This window comes from Bacillus sp. MUM 116, assembly GCF_001866655.1.
In the GTDB taxonomy this organism is placed as follows: Bacteria; Bacillota; Bacilli; order Bacillales; family Cytobacillaceae; genus Neobacillus.
The window spans coordinates 93,382-107,155 of sequence record NZ_MLYR01000030.1; the positions used below are offsets into that span (position 1 = coordinate 93,382).

A 13,774-nucleotide genomic window follows, 5' to 3' on the forward strand; every position below is an offset into this window, starting at 1 on the left:
TGGTTTAAGGAGTATTAATTATGAACCAACCAATTTTAACCATAGTCGTTCCTTGTTATAATGAAGAAGATGTCTTTAAAGAAACAGCTAGCCAATTGTCGCATGTATTGGAAGCAATAATTGCTGACAAACTTATTTCTAGTGAAAGTAAATTATTGTTTGTGGATGATGGCAGCAGGGACCGGACATGGGAGTTAATTGAAAGTGAAGGAGAACATAATTCCTTTGTTAAAGGGTTAAAGCTGGCCAAAAATGTCGGACATCAAAATGCATTAATGGCTGGACTAGAGACAGCTGCAAAGCAATCCGATTGTATCATCTCGATTGATGCTGATTTACAGGACGACATTGATGTAATTCAAACATTTGTCGAAAAGTATTGGGAAGGGTACGATATTGTATATGGAGTGAGAGACAGCAGGGAAACGGATACCATTTTTAAAAGAACCACTGCTGTTGGTTACTATCGTCTTATGGGGCGATTGGGTATTAACTTAGTTCCCAACCATGCCGATTTTCGACTAATGAGTAAGCGGGCACTTGAAGAATTATTCAAATTCAAAGAGACGAACCTCTTTTTGCGCGGTTTAGTTCCACTTGTCGGATTCTCCTCTACAAAGGTATACTATGATCGTAAGGAAAGGTTTGCGGGGGAGTCAAAATATCCATTAAAAAAAATGCTTGCTTTTGCATTCGATGGCATTTCTTCCTTTAGCGTAACTCCTATCCGCTTTGTAACCTTTATTGGTTTTTTAGCAATGTTTTTTAGTATCGTTGCAGGAGCCTACGCTCTGATTCAAGACTTTTTGGGCCATACCGTTTCCGGCTGGACATCACTGGTCATCTCCATTTGGTTTGTGGGAGGTCTGCAGCTAATGGGATTAGGTATTATTGGTGAATATATTGGCAAAATATACTTTGAAGTAAAAAAACGACCAAGGTATGCAATTGAAAAAGACAGCTTCTCTGCTACTCAAACTAAGAAGCAAATAAACGAAGCCATTGGTCATTAGGAGCAGGTATGAAATATTCCTTTATTCGTTTTATTATGGTAGGGGTTTTGAATACGATTGTCGGGTTATCAGTCATGTACCTTCTCCTACATGCATTCCATTTGTCCTATTGGATATCCACCTTCATCGGTAATTCAGTTGGAGCGGTTGTAAGTTTCTTTTTAAATAGAAGTTTTACATTTAAAAGTAATAACACCGTTTCAAAAAGCGCCATCCGTTTTATCATTGTTATTTTGTGTTGTTATTTTATTTCTTATGATTTAGCAAAAAATTTAGTTTCAGCCGTTCTTTATTCGAATCATTTCTTTAGTGGAAAAATAACAACCGATATGGCGGTCCTTGTTGGGACTGGACTGTATACTGTGCTTAATTATTTGGGGCAAAAGCTATTCGTGTATTCAAAAAAAGGTGTTGCAGTCGAAACAAAATCATGATCGAAGCGAAGAAACGGGGAGGTTCGAGTAGGACCTCTTTTTTCAATCAAAAGGAGTCATGCTTTATGGACATTAAAAAATACTTATTGGTTGCTTTTATCATTAGCTTGATGAGTGTAATTGGCTTTGGGATTATTTCAATTCTGGTTAGTGATGAGAAAATTCGTCATTTTGATAGCACTATCATTTCGGCCGTTCAAGGACTCGAAACACCTGTCCTTACTAAGGTTATGAAGTTCTTTACCTATATTGGTTCAACTAAAGTGGTTATCATTCTATCTTTGTTCCTTTTATTTTTTCTCTACAAAGTGTTGCATCATCGTTTGGAACTAATTCTTTTTGTGAGTGTTATAGCCGGAGCAGGAATTTTAAATGGTCTTTTAAAGCATTTTTTTCATCGTGCCAGGCCAAACCTGCACCGTTTGATTGAGATTAGCGGGTATAGTTTTCCCAGCGGTCACGCTATGAGCACATTTGCACTTTACGGAATCATTGCGTTCTTACTTTGGCGTCATATCTCCTCAAGGATGGGCAGAACTATTCTGATCATAATCAGTTGTTTCATGATTCTGGCGATTGGCATAAGCAGGATTTATTTAGGGGTACATTATCCAAGTGATATTATTGGTGGATATTTCGCGAGCGGGTTTTGGCTGGCTGCAGCTATTTGGTTTTTTCAATTTTATAAAGAAAAAAGTTTTAATAGGATGCATATACATAATGAATAAGATGTTTTTTGAAAAATTGGAGTGATACATATTATAAAAAACGGTATACCTAACCTTTTTACGCTTTTAAATTTATTTTTTGGATTTTTATCTGTCATGTATTCTGCAAATGGTGATTATAAAAATGCGGCCATTCTCATTCTCATTGGGATGATGCTTGATAGCATGGATGGGCGGATTGCCCGGATGCTAAATGTTGAGAGTGAACTTGGAAAGGAATTGGATTCATTGGCGGATATTGTAACGTTTGGAGTTGCACCGGCAATGATGGCCTATTATTCTTATTTTTCAGGTTTTGGGATCGTCGGGATGGCGATTTCCGGCCTGTTTCCATTATTCGGTGCCTACCGCTTAGCCCGATTCAATATTAATGCTGTCAAATCATCATTGAGTCACTTTACTGGGGTTCCCATTACGGCAGGTGGCGGGCTATTAACTCTTCTAACTTTGTTTCATGGAAAAATGCCGTCCATTATTCTGCCAATTGCCTTTTTTGTCATTTGTTATTTAATGGTAAGTACAATAAAAATTCCTAGTTTAAAGGATATTCCCTTACCGAAATACGGAATTATTATCACCTTATTTCTTGGCTACGCGATTTACATTGTCTTTAAAAAAGAACAGCATCGCTTTCCTTATTTTATTTACGTAGCTATTCCACTATATGTAGCGTTTATTAGCTATCAATTAGTAAGAAGCAAGCGAAGAAATCCAAAAAAGTAGCACCAAAAAGAGAAGTACGTTTCATTAGAAATGTACTTCTTTTGTTACGCCTAACTTAATTAAACATCGGAAAAATATTCCTTGATAAATTCCACTATTAGAATGGGAAGTGCCTTTTTGGCAGAAGTGAGGTATTTGAATAAGGCTTTTTTTTCTGATGAAGACATGTCCCAGTCGTCTGGAATAGAGTTAATGATAGAAAGTATTTGCTCTGAGGGAAGTGAAAGAACTTTCTCTGTGAATTGCTTTAAGGAATCGGGGTCCTCTATTTTCGTAACTGACCATGTATGCGCCGATTGATTTAGCAAGTTCATAGGTACATATTGTAATTTTTCTTTTTGATTTCCATGACCTGGGAAACATAATCCGTGATCAATTAAATGAAGATAACATGTATTATCCGAAAGTTTTTCTAACAGCACATTTCCCGTATCTCGATCATTGTTGTTTACCCAATAGTCGAATACAATCATTCCCGGTAATGAATCAATATTGACAATTGTTTTATTACTTAGTGGTTCCCAAAGCCCCGTACAATCTTTAAGAAAATGACTGGCAAATTGATGCCCTGGTTTAAAACCGTATTGGTATAATTTAGGGAATTTTTTGAAATCAGATGTGGAAAAATAAATCAGCTCAAATGGTACTACTGGAAGTTCTAATAACTGTGCCAGTTGTCCGACAACCCAGTCATTTACAAGAACTCTTGTTCCTTGGGGGTTGTTCTTGAATTTCACAAGATAATCCTTGCCGTTACTCATTTTAAATAGCTGCGGCTTGGAAAATCCCTCCTGGAACCTTCCATAGTAGTGAACCGGATATATTCGATTCAAGATGAAATTGCCTCCCTTTTCCTTCATATCACATTATATGTCCAATCCCCTCTATGGGACTGGTTGATTATAAAATAATGGAAAGAAATTTTCACAATTCAAAGCGAATAATGGCGAAATAGAAAGAAAAAGCTACAAAAGAGGAGAAATGTTTAATGGAAAGGGGGAGGGGATTTGGTTCATCATCTTGTTAAGGCCGTACCCAATTTATTTACGATTGGAAACTTATTATGTGGTGTTTTTTCTATTACTTTTAATATGAGCGGTTATATTGGAATTGCCTCGATTTTTATATTTCTTTCAGCTTTATTAGACCTTTTTGATGGACGGGTTGCAAGAAAATTAAAGGTGAATAGCGAGCTTGGGGTAGTATTGGATTCATTAGCGGACATTGTTAGCTTTGGAGTGGCTCCAGCCCTTATTTTTCATTCGATTGCAGCACCATCGATTTTAACTTCTTTAGCATTTATTCTTTTTCCAACCATGGGGGCATTACGGTTAGCAAGGTTTAGTGTAAAACCTACCATTGGCTATTTTAAGGGACTTCCAATTCCTGCAGCAGGCTTGCCATTAGCTGGAATGGGGTTGTTTACCTATACTAACCCATGGATTACTATCTTATTGGCAATTCTAATGGTAAGTCCAATTAAAGTGAAAAAATTATAAAAAATCCTAGTCTTGGTAGACTAGGATTTTTTATAATTTACATACCACCGAACGACATAACCCAAATGGAGCCGGCTACAGTAACGACGGCGATAAAAACACCATAAATGACGTTAATGGTTTGTGCGGCACTGTCTTCACCATCTCTTAAATGCATAAACATAAACAGCTGAAGACCCGCTTGGATGACAGCAAGTGTGCCGATAATCCACATAATCGCATTAAATGATAATCCTGTTTTTAAGGCAACAAACAATGCAGCAAATGTTAAAACCAGTGAAAAAACAAATCCCAAAACTTGTGTTAGTGGTGTACCATGTGAATGTTTCTCCATCCTAAGCCACCATCCCTTTTAAATACACAAATGTGAAGATAAAAATCCAAACAACATCAAGGAAGTGCCAGTAAAGACCGATAATAAACGCCTTGCGAGCTGTTACTGGAGTTAATCCTTTTTTCGCAATTTGAATCAATACCATGGTTGCCCAGCCAATTCCCATACTGACGTGTAATCCGTGAGTTCCTAGGAGGACAAAGAATCCTGAAAGGAATGCACTTGTTTGCATCGTCGCACCTTCATGAACATAGGCGATAAATTCGACAATTTCCATTCCTACAAAGCCTGCGCCAAGTAAAAGGGTAATAATCATCCAGGTTAATAACCCTTTTTTATTTCCTTTATGCATTTCATAAATAGCTAATCCACATGTAAAACTACTCGTTAAAAGAAGGATGGTTTCAATCATAACTCCTTTAATTTCGAAAAGTTCGTGCTGGGTAGGGCCACCGGCATAGCGGTGGTCTACAACAGCATAGGTTGCAAAGAGGGTTGCAAACAGAATGATTTCAGCACCTAAGAAAATCCAGAAACCAAAAATATTCATCCGGCTTTGTTCTGTTTGATATTCAAGAGGCAAAGCTGTATTCACATTAGCTGACATGATTTTTCTTCACTCCTTTTTGGAGATCTCTCCATGCTTTTTCGGTCTTTTTAATTTCATCTACAGGAATATGGAAGCCATCCTTGTAATCGAAAGACCGTGCAATCAAGCAGGCAAAGATGCCTAACAATGTTACAAGTGCAGCAATTTTCCATTCAAAGATGAGGAAGAATCCTGCAGTACCAATAACGACTGAAGTAATAATAGGAAGACCGGAATTGTTTGGCATATGAATCTCTTCCAATTCTTCTTCTTTCAACTCCAAACCTTCATTGTGCTTTTTCATGTACCAGAATGCATCAATGGATTTCACTTCAGGTACTTTCGCAAAATTATAGAATTGAACAGGGGAAGATGTTGCCCATTCAAGTGTACGTGCATCCCATGGATCGCTGGAAATATTGCGATCCGCATATCTTGCGCTCCAATAAATGTTATAGCATAAGAAACCAAAGCCAATCGCTAGAATTACCGCACCGATCGCAGAAACAAGCATCAAAGGTCCGAAGCCTGTTTCGGCAGAATACGTATAAGAACGTCTGACTGCACCATCTAAGCCAAGGAAGAACATTGGCATGAAAGTTACGTTAAAACCAATTGTAAAGAACCAGAAATGAAGTTTTCCAAGTTTTTCGTTCAGCATATGACCGAACATTTTTGGCCACCAGTAGTAAAGTCCGGCGAATACCGCGAATACCACACCCGGAATTAACACATAGTGGAAGTGGGCTACTAGGAACAGAGTATTGTGATACTGATAATCTGCTGCACCCATTGCCAGCATGACCCCGGTTACACCGCCGATTAGGAAGCAAGGGATGAACGCTAATGCCCAAAGCATTGCGGTTGTAAATTGAATGCGTCCTTTTCGCATCGTAAACAGCCAGTTAAACATTTTAACCCCGGTAGGGATAGCAATCATCATCGTTGTAATCGAAAAGATTGAGTTAACGGCAGGTCCTGCACCCATTGTAAAGAAGTGGTGGACCCATACAAGCATACTTAATAAAGCAATTCCAACAATCGAGAAGACCATTGATTTATACCCATAGAGCATTTTGCGTGAGAAAGTTGCAATAACCTCAGAGAACATACCGAAGGCTGGAAGAACAACGATATATACTTCCGGGTGTCCCCATAACCAGAACAGGTTTGCCCACATCATCGGGTTCCCGTCTCCTCCAACGGTAAAGAAGTGCGTACCGAAAATCCGGTCAAATGTCATTAAGGCAAGTGCAACAGTGAAAATAGGGAACGATGCCCAGATAATCACAGATGCGATAAAGGAAGTCCATGTAAACATTGGCATTTTCATCAGCGTCATGCCAGGTGCTCTCATTTTTAAAATGGTTACGATAAAGTTGATTCCCGTCATCAATGTACCAATCCCGGCAATCTGGATGGCGACGGCGTAAAAGTTATTTCCGATTCCCGGAGTGAATTCTTTTCCGGCAAGAGGGAAGTATGCTGTCCAACCTGCATCAGGAGAACCGCCGATGACAAACGAAATATTAAACAACATTGCTCCGACAAAGGTTAACCAGAAACTTAATGCATTCAGTTGCGGATAAGCAACGTCACGTGCGCCAATTTGCAATGGAACAACCACGTTCATTAAACCGATTAAGAAAGGCATCGCCATAAATAAAATCATAATGACACCGTGTGTTGTAAAAATCTCATTATAATGCTGTGCATCTAAGATCTTTTCGTTCGGTGTTGCGGTTTGGGCTTTCATTAATAATCCGTCAATTCCGCCGCGGAAAAACATTAATACCCCAACCAGGATATACATAATCCCGATTCGTTTATGATCAACAGTTGTGAACCATTCATTCCACAAGTATTTCCACTTTTTAAAATAGGTTACACCTACAACAATACCAATCATGGTTAATAGAATCGCAATTTGCGAACCTAAGATTAGAGGGTCTCCAGTAATAAAAAACCTATCCCACTTAATGCCCACTATGGTCACCTCCATTGGAATTTCCACTCATGTCCATGCCCTTCATGTCCATGTCTTTCATATCCATTGATTTTGATTCTGCCTGACCCTCCATGTGCATTCCGTGATTATCAGGCTGTTTGAAAATTTTCCCTGGATAGTCGTGGTTTCTGTACAATTCAGGGAATGTGTAAATTTTCGAATTCATGTCACCGTGATCAACAAAGGCTAAGTGCGTATTTGAGAAAGTTTCACGACCAAGATTCGATGGTTTTAAAAGGTCTACATATTTCTTTTCAGTTAATTTTGGTGCATTACTCTTTACATCCTTAACCCATTTTTCAAACTTTTGCGGAGATTGTGCTTCCACCGTAAATTCCATTTCAGCATAGCCTTTTCCATTAAAGTTTGTGTTTTTCCCGATATATTCACCAGGCTGATCAGCAACAAGGTTAAGTTTGGTTTCCATTCCTGCCATCGTATATTTTTGGCCGCCTAAAGCAGGGATCCAAAAAGAGTTCATCGTACCTGCAGAGGTAAGGTTAAATTTAATTGGCGTACCAACTGGGACGTTCAGATAGTTCACTGTTTCAATTCCTTGCTCAGGATAACTGAAGATCCATTTCCAATCTGCAGATGTAACATTGATCGTGATCGGCTTTTTATTTTCATAGCCTTTTGGAACTTTTTCAAGATTGTAAATCGATTTTACAGTAGGAATTGTTAAAGCAATGACAATCAAAATCGGGATGACAGTCCAAGTAATTTCCAATTTGGTACTGCCATGTTCTTCTGGCGGCTCGTAATCTTTATTTTTATCGGTAGCGCGATATTTCCACACAATAAATATAAATAAACCAATAACAACAATTACAACAAGTGCCATGAAAATAAGTGACCAGTTAATCAAGCCTAAAATTTCTCTTGCAGCCGGACCTTTAGGTTGAAAAACAACCATGTTTGGCTCACAGCCGCTTAAAAATAAAACTGGTAAAAAAGCTAATAGGGGGATAATAAAGCCCTTCTTAAACATTTTTTACGCTCCCTTCAGTAATTTTGTTCATTTTTTCACAAATAATTATGTGATTTTATTCACAATGTCGGACAGACTTAACCATAGAAATCTTTTATTATCCTAAACTTTCTAGTCATTTTATGGAATCCTGACCGAAACTGTAATTATTTGATTTAATTAGAACAATTCTTCTTAGCACCATCTTAGCAAGATGTCTGTGATGTTTATATACGTTTTTGAAAATATTTGTGACAAATTTGTTAATATTTTTGAACCCGAAAGGAAAAAGGAGTGGAATCGTACGTAATTCGTGTTAGAAAATTGTCTATTCTTGTCAATAAATGAGATAATAATTACAAATTGATTAGAATAGGAGATAAAAAATGAAAGTCAAAATTAATCGAAATGCAGCAAAAGCTTTGAAAAAAATGTTGGAGAAAGAGGAAGCGCTAGGGAAAATGTTTCGTGTATATGTGACCCATATGCATGGGGATCATGCCCATTATGAATTAAAGCTGGATACTCCGACTTCAAATGATGAGGTTGTGAAAACAGATAAGGATATTGATTTTATTCTTGAAAAAGGTGATGAATATTTGGACGGTGTCTGGATTCAATTTTTCCACCTACCAAAAGAAGAATGGCTGATCACTAATCCATCAAAGGGAGACCATCATCACCACCATTAAAGAGTAGGCGCTTGAATTCATTTTCAGGCGTCTTTTTTCTTGAAAAAATTCACAATTTTTTAATATAATTCTAGTATTCCTATTTAAAGGAGAATGCTATGATTAAACGTTTTTTCTCTTATTACATGCCACATAAACGGTTATTTATCCTTGATTTTTGCAGCGCAGTCGTCGTTGCAGTTTTGGAGCTTGCTTTTCCGCTTGCTGTTCAATGGTTTATTGATGAATTGCTTCCAGGCAGGGATTGGACTGCGATTGTTTCGGTCAGTTTCGGCTTGTTAATGCTTTATTTTCTCAGTACTCTCCTGCAATTTGTTGTGAACTACTGGGGGCATAAGCTTGGAATCAACATCGAAACCGATATGAGACAAGAGCTGTTCGAACATGTGCAAAAACAATCCTTTGTTTTTTTTGACAATACGAAAACCGGACACATTATGAGTCGAATTACTAATGATTTATTTGATCTTGGTGAACTTGCCCATCATGGACCGGAAGACGCATTTATTGCGCTGATGACCTTTATCGGGGCTTTCTGGATTATGTTGACCATCAATGTGAAGCTTGCTCTGGCAACGATTATTATTATTCCGTTCCTCATCTTCCTTATTGTCATTTGCAATCTCAAAATGAATAAGGCCTGGGACCAAATGTACAGCAATATTGCGGATGTCAATGCACGGGTAGAAGACAGTGTATCGGGGAGTCGTGTTGTCCAATCGTTTACAAATGAAGATTATGAGATAGCAAGATTTAAAACGAATAATAAACAGTTCCGCAACGCTAAACTTGGCGGTTATCTGGTTATGTCCTACAGCAACGCAGGAATTTATATGATGACACGTCTTATTACCCTCATTGTCCTTGTATACGGGGCGTGGTTAAGTTTTACTAAACAGCTTTCTTACGGAGAATTTGTTGGATTTGTTCTATACGTTAATATTCTATTTAAGCCGATTGATAAAATAAGTGCCATCATGGAGCTCTATCCAAAAGGCATGGCAGGATTTAAGCGTTTTATTGAATTGATTGATTCTGAGCCTGGGGTAAAAGATACAGAGCGTGCGATTGATGTTGCTTCATTGAAGGGGAATATTATATTTAACGATGTTTCATTTAGTTATGATACGAATAAAGCGGTACTTGAGAATATTCATTTGAACATACAAGCGGGGGAGACTGTTGCTTTTGTTGGTCCTTCTGGGGCTGGCAAAACGACGATTTGTTCTTTAATCCCGCGGTTTTATGATATCAATCAGGGCAGCATCTCGATTGATGGTTTGGATATTCGCAATATAACAAAACAGTCATTACGTTCGCAAATTGGGATTGTCCAGCAGGATGTGTTTCTCTTCACCGGAACCTTACGTGAAAATATTGCATATGGGAAAAGAGATGCAACAGAGGATGAGATTGTTGATGCAGCGTGTCGTGCCCATCTTGAAAAATTTATTTCCTCTCTCCCAGATGGTTATGAAACGCAAATTGGTGAGAGGGGGCTGAAGCTTTCCGGAGGACAAAAACAACGGATTGCGATTGCCCGGATGTTTTTGAAAAATCCGCCAATCTTAATCTTGGATGAAGCGACCTCTGCATTGGATACGGAAACAGAATTAGTTATCCAACAGGCATTAACAGAGCTCGCGAAAAATCGAACAACATTAATTATCGCCCACCGACTAACGACAATTCGAAATGCGGACAGAATCATTGTCGTAACCGAAGATGGAATTGCAGAAGAAGGAAGACATGATGAATTGATTGAACAAGGCGGAATTTTTGCTAATTTACATCGGGTTCAATATCAACAATAGGTTATTTGAGGGTCTCGAATTTATTTTGAGGCTCTTTTTTTAATAGGGGTGATTTAATTGAGATAGGAGAGGGGGGATTTTATGTCTTAAGTAGTATAGGAATGCTCTACGCGACCGACGAAGGTTTTGTTAAACCATAATCGAACCATGATTAAAGAAAAGAATTCCAATTTTTGAAAAACACCTTGAAAAGATGTTAATCTAAAGCAGTAAAGTTGGAAAGGGGTATAGAACATTACATGGTTAATAAATCAAATGATATCAAACTAATTGCACTCGATATGGACGGTACTCTTTTAAACGACAAGGGAGAAGTTTCTGAAGGGAACCGTCTGGCAATAAAGGAAGCACAGGAAAAGGGGATCTTCGTTGTCCTTAGTACGGGTCGTTCCTTACGAACATGTAAGGAACATGCTGATTCCCTTGAACTCACTTCTTTTTTAGTCACTGTAAACGGAAGTGAGATTTGGGATGACAAGCGTGAACTCGTGGAAAGAAATTTGGTGAATTCAGATTTAATCCAATGGATGTGGGAGCTTTCAAAACAGCATAAAACAAAGTTTTGGGCCATTAGTACCACTAAAAATTGGTTTAATGATATGCCGGAGGATATTCTTGGCTTTGAATGGTTAAAATTCGGATTTGATATTGATGACGATGAAATCCGTGAAACGATTATGAAGGAGCTTAAAGCAAAAGGCGAATTTGAACTCAGTAATTCCACTCTTAAAAATATTGAAGTCAACCCAATTGGAATTAATAAGGCTAAAGGACTTAAAGTCGTTTGTGAACGCCTTGGAATTGCTATGGAAACTGTCATGGCCTGCGGGGATAGTTTAAATGATTTAGCGATGATTCAAGAGGCTGGCCTTGGGATTGCGATGGGCAATGCACAAGAAACCGTTAAAGAAACGGCTGATTGGATTACTGCAACGAATAATGAAGATGGTGTAGCCAAAGCCATTCGTAAATGGGTTTTGGAAAAATAAATTAAATAATCAAGGAGATTTTGGTTTAAAATGTTTATTTTTGGGAAAAGCTATTCTCGCAAATATATTTTTGCGAAAACATGTATTGGCTAAAATGCTAGGAGGCTACAAAAGAAATGGAACATGGTAAAGTAAAATGGTTTAACGGTGAAAAAGGCTTTGGCTTTATTGAGCGTGAAGGCGGAGAAGATGTATTTGTTCACTTTTCTGCAATCCAGGGGGAAGGGTACAAAACATTAGAAGAAGGTCAAGAGGTGACCTTTGACATCGAAAATGGCCAACGTGGACCACAAGCTGTTAATGTCCAAAAACAATAAATGGCAACATGAAACAAACCCCAATACAGGGGTTTGTTTTTTTATGGAAAAAACCCATGAAACTGGAGTTATTTATGATCTAAAAACTTTTTTACGAAGTCGATGGCATTGTCACGTTTATAGGTATGATAGATATTACTCGCCATTCTGACTGGGTCACCGAAAAAGTACCTTTCGTATAGGGACTGCCTTGTTCCAAAGGAACTCATGCTAATATCCCAAGCCAAACGAAAAAGTTTTACGCGGGTCTGTGCATCTGCATTAGTAGCTTGTAAATATTGGTCAAGGTCCGGCTTAATTTCAGATGAAAAATCTGCTTCACCCGGAATCGATACGAGGCCGCTCGCACCAATTTGCTGCAAAATTTCACAAAGCCTCGGATAAAGGCGTGAATAACTGATAATTGCCGTACTTAATGAAGTAAAATCGGGCGCCATTGTTCCCCATCGATCGATTTTTGCATTCATTTCAGATGCAAGCAGTAAAGCCTTAATAGTTTCCAATCCGACAATCATTTCACAAATTTTCTCCTGAATATGCTGGTATTCACCGACATTAATCGTATCTACCAGCATTTCGGCAACGCCTAAAATAAATTCAGTTTTAACGACCCTTCGTGCCATTACTTGATGGCTTGTCAACGGATAAAAGCTGCTTTCGGCAAAGATTTTATAAGAGGCCTCGGGATTTTGATAACAGAAAACACGTTCCCATGGCACAAATACATCATCAAATACAACAATCGTATCGATTTCATCAAATCGCGAACCAAGAGGATGGTCAAAATGACTATCCGTATAACGAAAAGATTCGCGGCAAAGGAATTTAAGTCCTTTCGTGTTGCTTGGAACGGAGAAAGCATAGGCAAAATCCTTGTTGATTGCAGCAGCATGGGTTGGAAAGACGAGAATTTCATCCGTGATCCCGCCTTGCGTTGCCAAAAGACGTGCCCCTTTGATAAATATCCCATCCACATTATGCTTAATGGTTTTAGCTGAAATTGCGGTTGAAGAATCCTCTGAGTAGGTTTGAGACCGATTGACCTGCGGATTGATAAACGTATGGGTAAAGGTTAAATCTCTTTCGCGTGCAATTTCATATAAATTTCGCATGTTATGCCCAAATGGCTTGGCACTGTCTGTGAAGATAGCAGAAGCCGCGGCAAAAGCCATCACTGATGTATTCATATAATCCGGTGAACGTCCCAGCATTCCGGCACTTGTTCTTGCCCAGGTTTGAATCATTTCTCTCCTTAGCGCCAAATCCTCTTTAGTTTTCGGTTCAAGGAAGGAAACTCCAACCTGATTTCCACTCGTAGGGGATGAATAGGTCATAGTGTCCATGGTAAGTTGTTGGTCAAATAATTTAGCCTGGCTATTCATGACTCCTGCAAATGCTGGATGCTCAGAAATTTTGCCACTCACACTTTTTCCTTCAATCCAAATTTCCGCATGATTCTGATCGATTCTATTAATATACTCTTTTCCTGATATTGCTGGCATAACTCGACACCTTCTTGTCAGTCTTATTACAGTTAATGTTTGAAGTTTAAAATGGTTTGTACATCTGTCTACTTTTCAAATATGAAAAAATTTAAAACATTAATTTTAAAGAAAAGGAATAACAGCTTGTAAATTTAATAATGGGCCAAATTGTTTTAACAC

15 protein-coding genes are annotated in these 13,774 nt (G+C 38.3%); 9 read left to right on the forward strand and 6 right to left on the reverse strand.

Features of this window, described 5'->3' with window-relative positions; genetic code table 11:
- The first annotated feature begins 20 nt into the window (after positions 1-20).
- The 4 genes from BIV60_RS08930 (at position 21) to pssA (BIV60_RS08945) (ending at position 2,898) form a co-directional block, all read left to right on the forward strand.
- Complete coding sequence (locus BIV60_RS08930) at positions 21-1,013, forward strand: glycosyltransferase family 2 protein (RefSeq protein ID WP_071355378.1); 993 nt, start codon at positions 21-23, stop codon at positions 1,011-1,013.
- 8 nt (positions 1,014-1,021) lie between these two features.
- Complete coding sequence (locus BIV60_RS08935) at positions 1,022-1,447, forward strand: GtrA family protein (RefSeq protein WP_071355379.1); 426 nt, start codon at positions 1,022-1,024, stop codon at positions 1,445-1,447.
- Positions 1,448-1,512: 65 nt separating this feature from the next.
- A complete protein-coding gene (locus tag BIV60_RS08940) occupies positions 1,513-2,175 on the forward strand; it encodes a phosphatase PAP2 family protein (protein ID WP_071355380.1) in 663 nt (220 codons plus the stop codon).
- 21 nt (positions 2,176-2,196) lie between these two features.
- Positions 2,197-2,898 (forward strand): CDP-diacylglycerol--serine O-phosphatidyltransferase, encoded by a 702-nt coding sequence (pssA, locus tag BIV60_RS08945; RefSeq protein WP_083402170.1) that lies wholly within the window; start codon positions 2,197-2,199, stop codon positions 2,896-2,898.
- A gap of 59 nt (positions 2,899-2,957) precedes the next feature.
- On the opposite strand, the gene BIV60_RS08950 is transcribed toward pssA (BIV60_RS08945), so the two are convergent.
- Positions 2,958-3,731 carry a HipA family kinase gene (locus BIV60_RS08950; RefSeq protein WP_177177253.1) on the reverse strand — a complete coding sequence of 258 codons (774 nt, stop codon included), beginning with the start codon at positions 3,729-3,731 and terminating at the stop codon, positions 2,958-2,960.
- Between the two features lie 174 nt (positions 3,732-3,905).
- On the opposite strand from BIV60_RS08950, the gene pssA (BIV60_RS08955) reads away from it, so the two are divergent.
- Complete coding sequence (gene pssA, locus BIV60_RS08955) at positions 3,906-4,397, forward strand: CDP-diacylglycerol--serine O-phosphatidyltransferase (protein WP_071355382.1); 492 nt, start codon at positions 3,906-3,908, stop codon at positions 4,395-4,397.
- 37 nt (positions 4,398-4,434) lie between these two features.
- Here the strand turns inward: pssA (BIV60_RS08955) and qoxD are convergent, their stop codons facing one another.
- From qoxD to qoxA, 4 genes are read right to left on the reverse strand one after another with little or no spacing between them, the layout of a single operon-like run.
- On the reverse strand, positions 4,435-4,731 hold the full coding sequence (qoxD, locus tag BIV60_RS08960; RefSeq protein ID WP_071355383.1) for a cytochrome aa3 quinol oxidase subunit IV: 297 nt from the start codon (positions 4,729-4,731) through the stop codon (positions 4,435-4,437).
- Position 4,732: 1 nt separating this feature from the next.
- Positions 4,733-5,338 (reverse strand): cytochrome aa3 quinol oxidase subunit III, encoded by a 606-nt coding sequence (gene qoxC / locus BIV60_RS08965; protein ID WP_071355384.1) that lies wholly within the window; start codon positions 5,336-5,338, stop codon positions 4,733-4,735.
- Positions 5,328-7,307 carry a cytochrome aa3 quinol oxidase subunit I gene (gene qoxB / locus BIV60_RS08970; RefSeq protein WP_071355385.1) on the reverse strand — a complete coding sequence of 660 codons (1,980 nt, stop codon included), beginning with the start codon at positions 7,305-7,307 and terminating at the stop codon, positions 5,328-5,330. Before qoxB ends, qoxC begins: the two co-directional genes overlap by 11 nt.
- Positions 7,297-8,319, reverse strand: coding sequence for a cytochrome aa3 quinol oxidase subunit II (gene qoxA, locus BIV60_RS08975; RefSeq protein WP_071355386.1), 1,023 nt, complete (start codon positions 8,317-8,319; stop codon positions 7,297-7,299). The genes qoxB and qoxA overlap by 11 nt, the downstream gene beginning before the upstream one ends.
- A 365-nt stretch (positions 8,320-8,684) precedes the next feature.
- Between qoxA and BIV60_RS08980 the strand changes: the two genes are divergently transcribed.
- From BIV60_RS08980 to BIV60_RS08995, 4 genes are all read left to right on the forward strand, one after another.
- On the forward strand, positions 8,685-8,990 hold the full coding sequence (locus BIV60_RS08980; protein ID WP_071355387.1) for a heme biosynthesis protein HemY: 306 nt from the start codon (positions 8,685-8,687) through the stop codon (positions 8,988-8,990).
- A gap of 98 nt (positions 8,991-9,088) precedes the next feature.
- Positions 9,089-10,804 carry an ABC transporter ATP-binding protein gene (locus tag BIV60_RS08985; protein ID WP_071355388.1) on the forward strand — a complete coding sequence of 572 codons (1,716 nt, stop codon included), beginning with the start codon at positions 9,089-9,091 and terminating at the stop codon, positions 10,802-10,804.
- A gap of 239 nt (positions 10,805-11,043) precedes the next feature.
- Positions 11,044-11,793, forward strand: coding sequence for a Cof-type HAD-IIB family hydrolase (locus tag BIV60_RS08990; RefSeq protein WP_071355389.1), 750 nt, complete (start codon positions 11,044-11,046; stop codon positions 11,791-11,793).
- A gap of 116 nt (positions 11,794-11,909) precedes the next feature.
- Positions 11,910-12,110: a cold-shock protein gene (locus BIV60_RS08995; protein WP_071355390.1), complete on the forward strand. Its 201-nt coding sequence runs from the start codon at positions 11,910-11,912 to the stop codon at positions 12,108-12,110.
- Positions 12,111-12,178: 68 nt separating this feature from the next.
- Here BIV60_RS08995 and hpaB read toward each other — a convergent pair whose 3' ends face one another.
- Entirely contained in the window at positions 12,179-13,612 is a 1,434-nt protein-coding gene (hpaB, locus tag BIV60_RS09000; protein WP_071355391.1) for a 4-hydroxyphenylacetate 3-monooxygenase, oxygenase component, read from the reverse strand.
- Positions 13,613-13,774 lie beyond the last annotated feature (162 nt).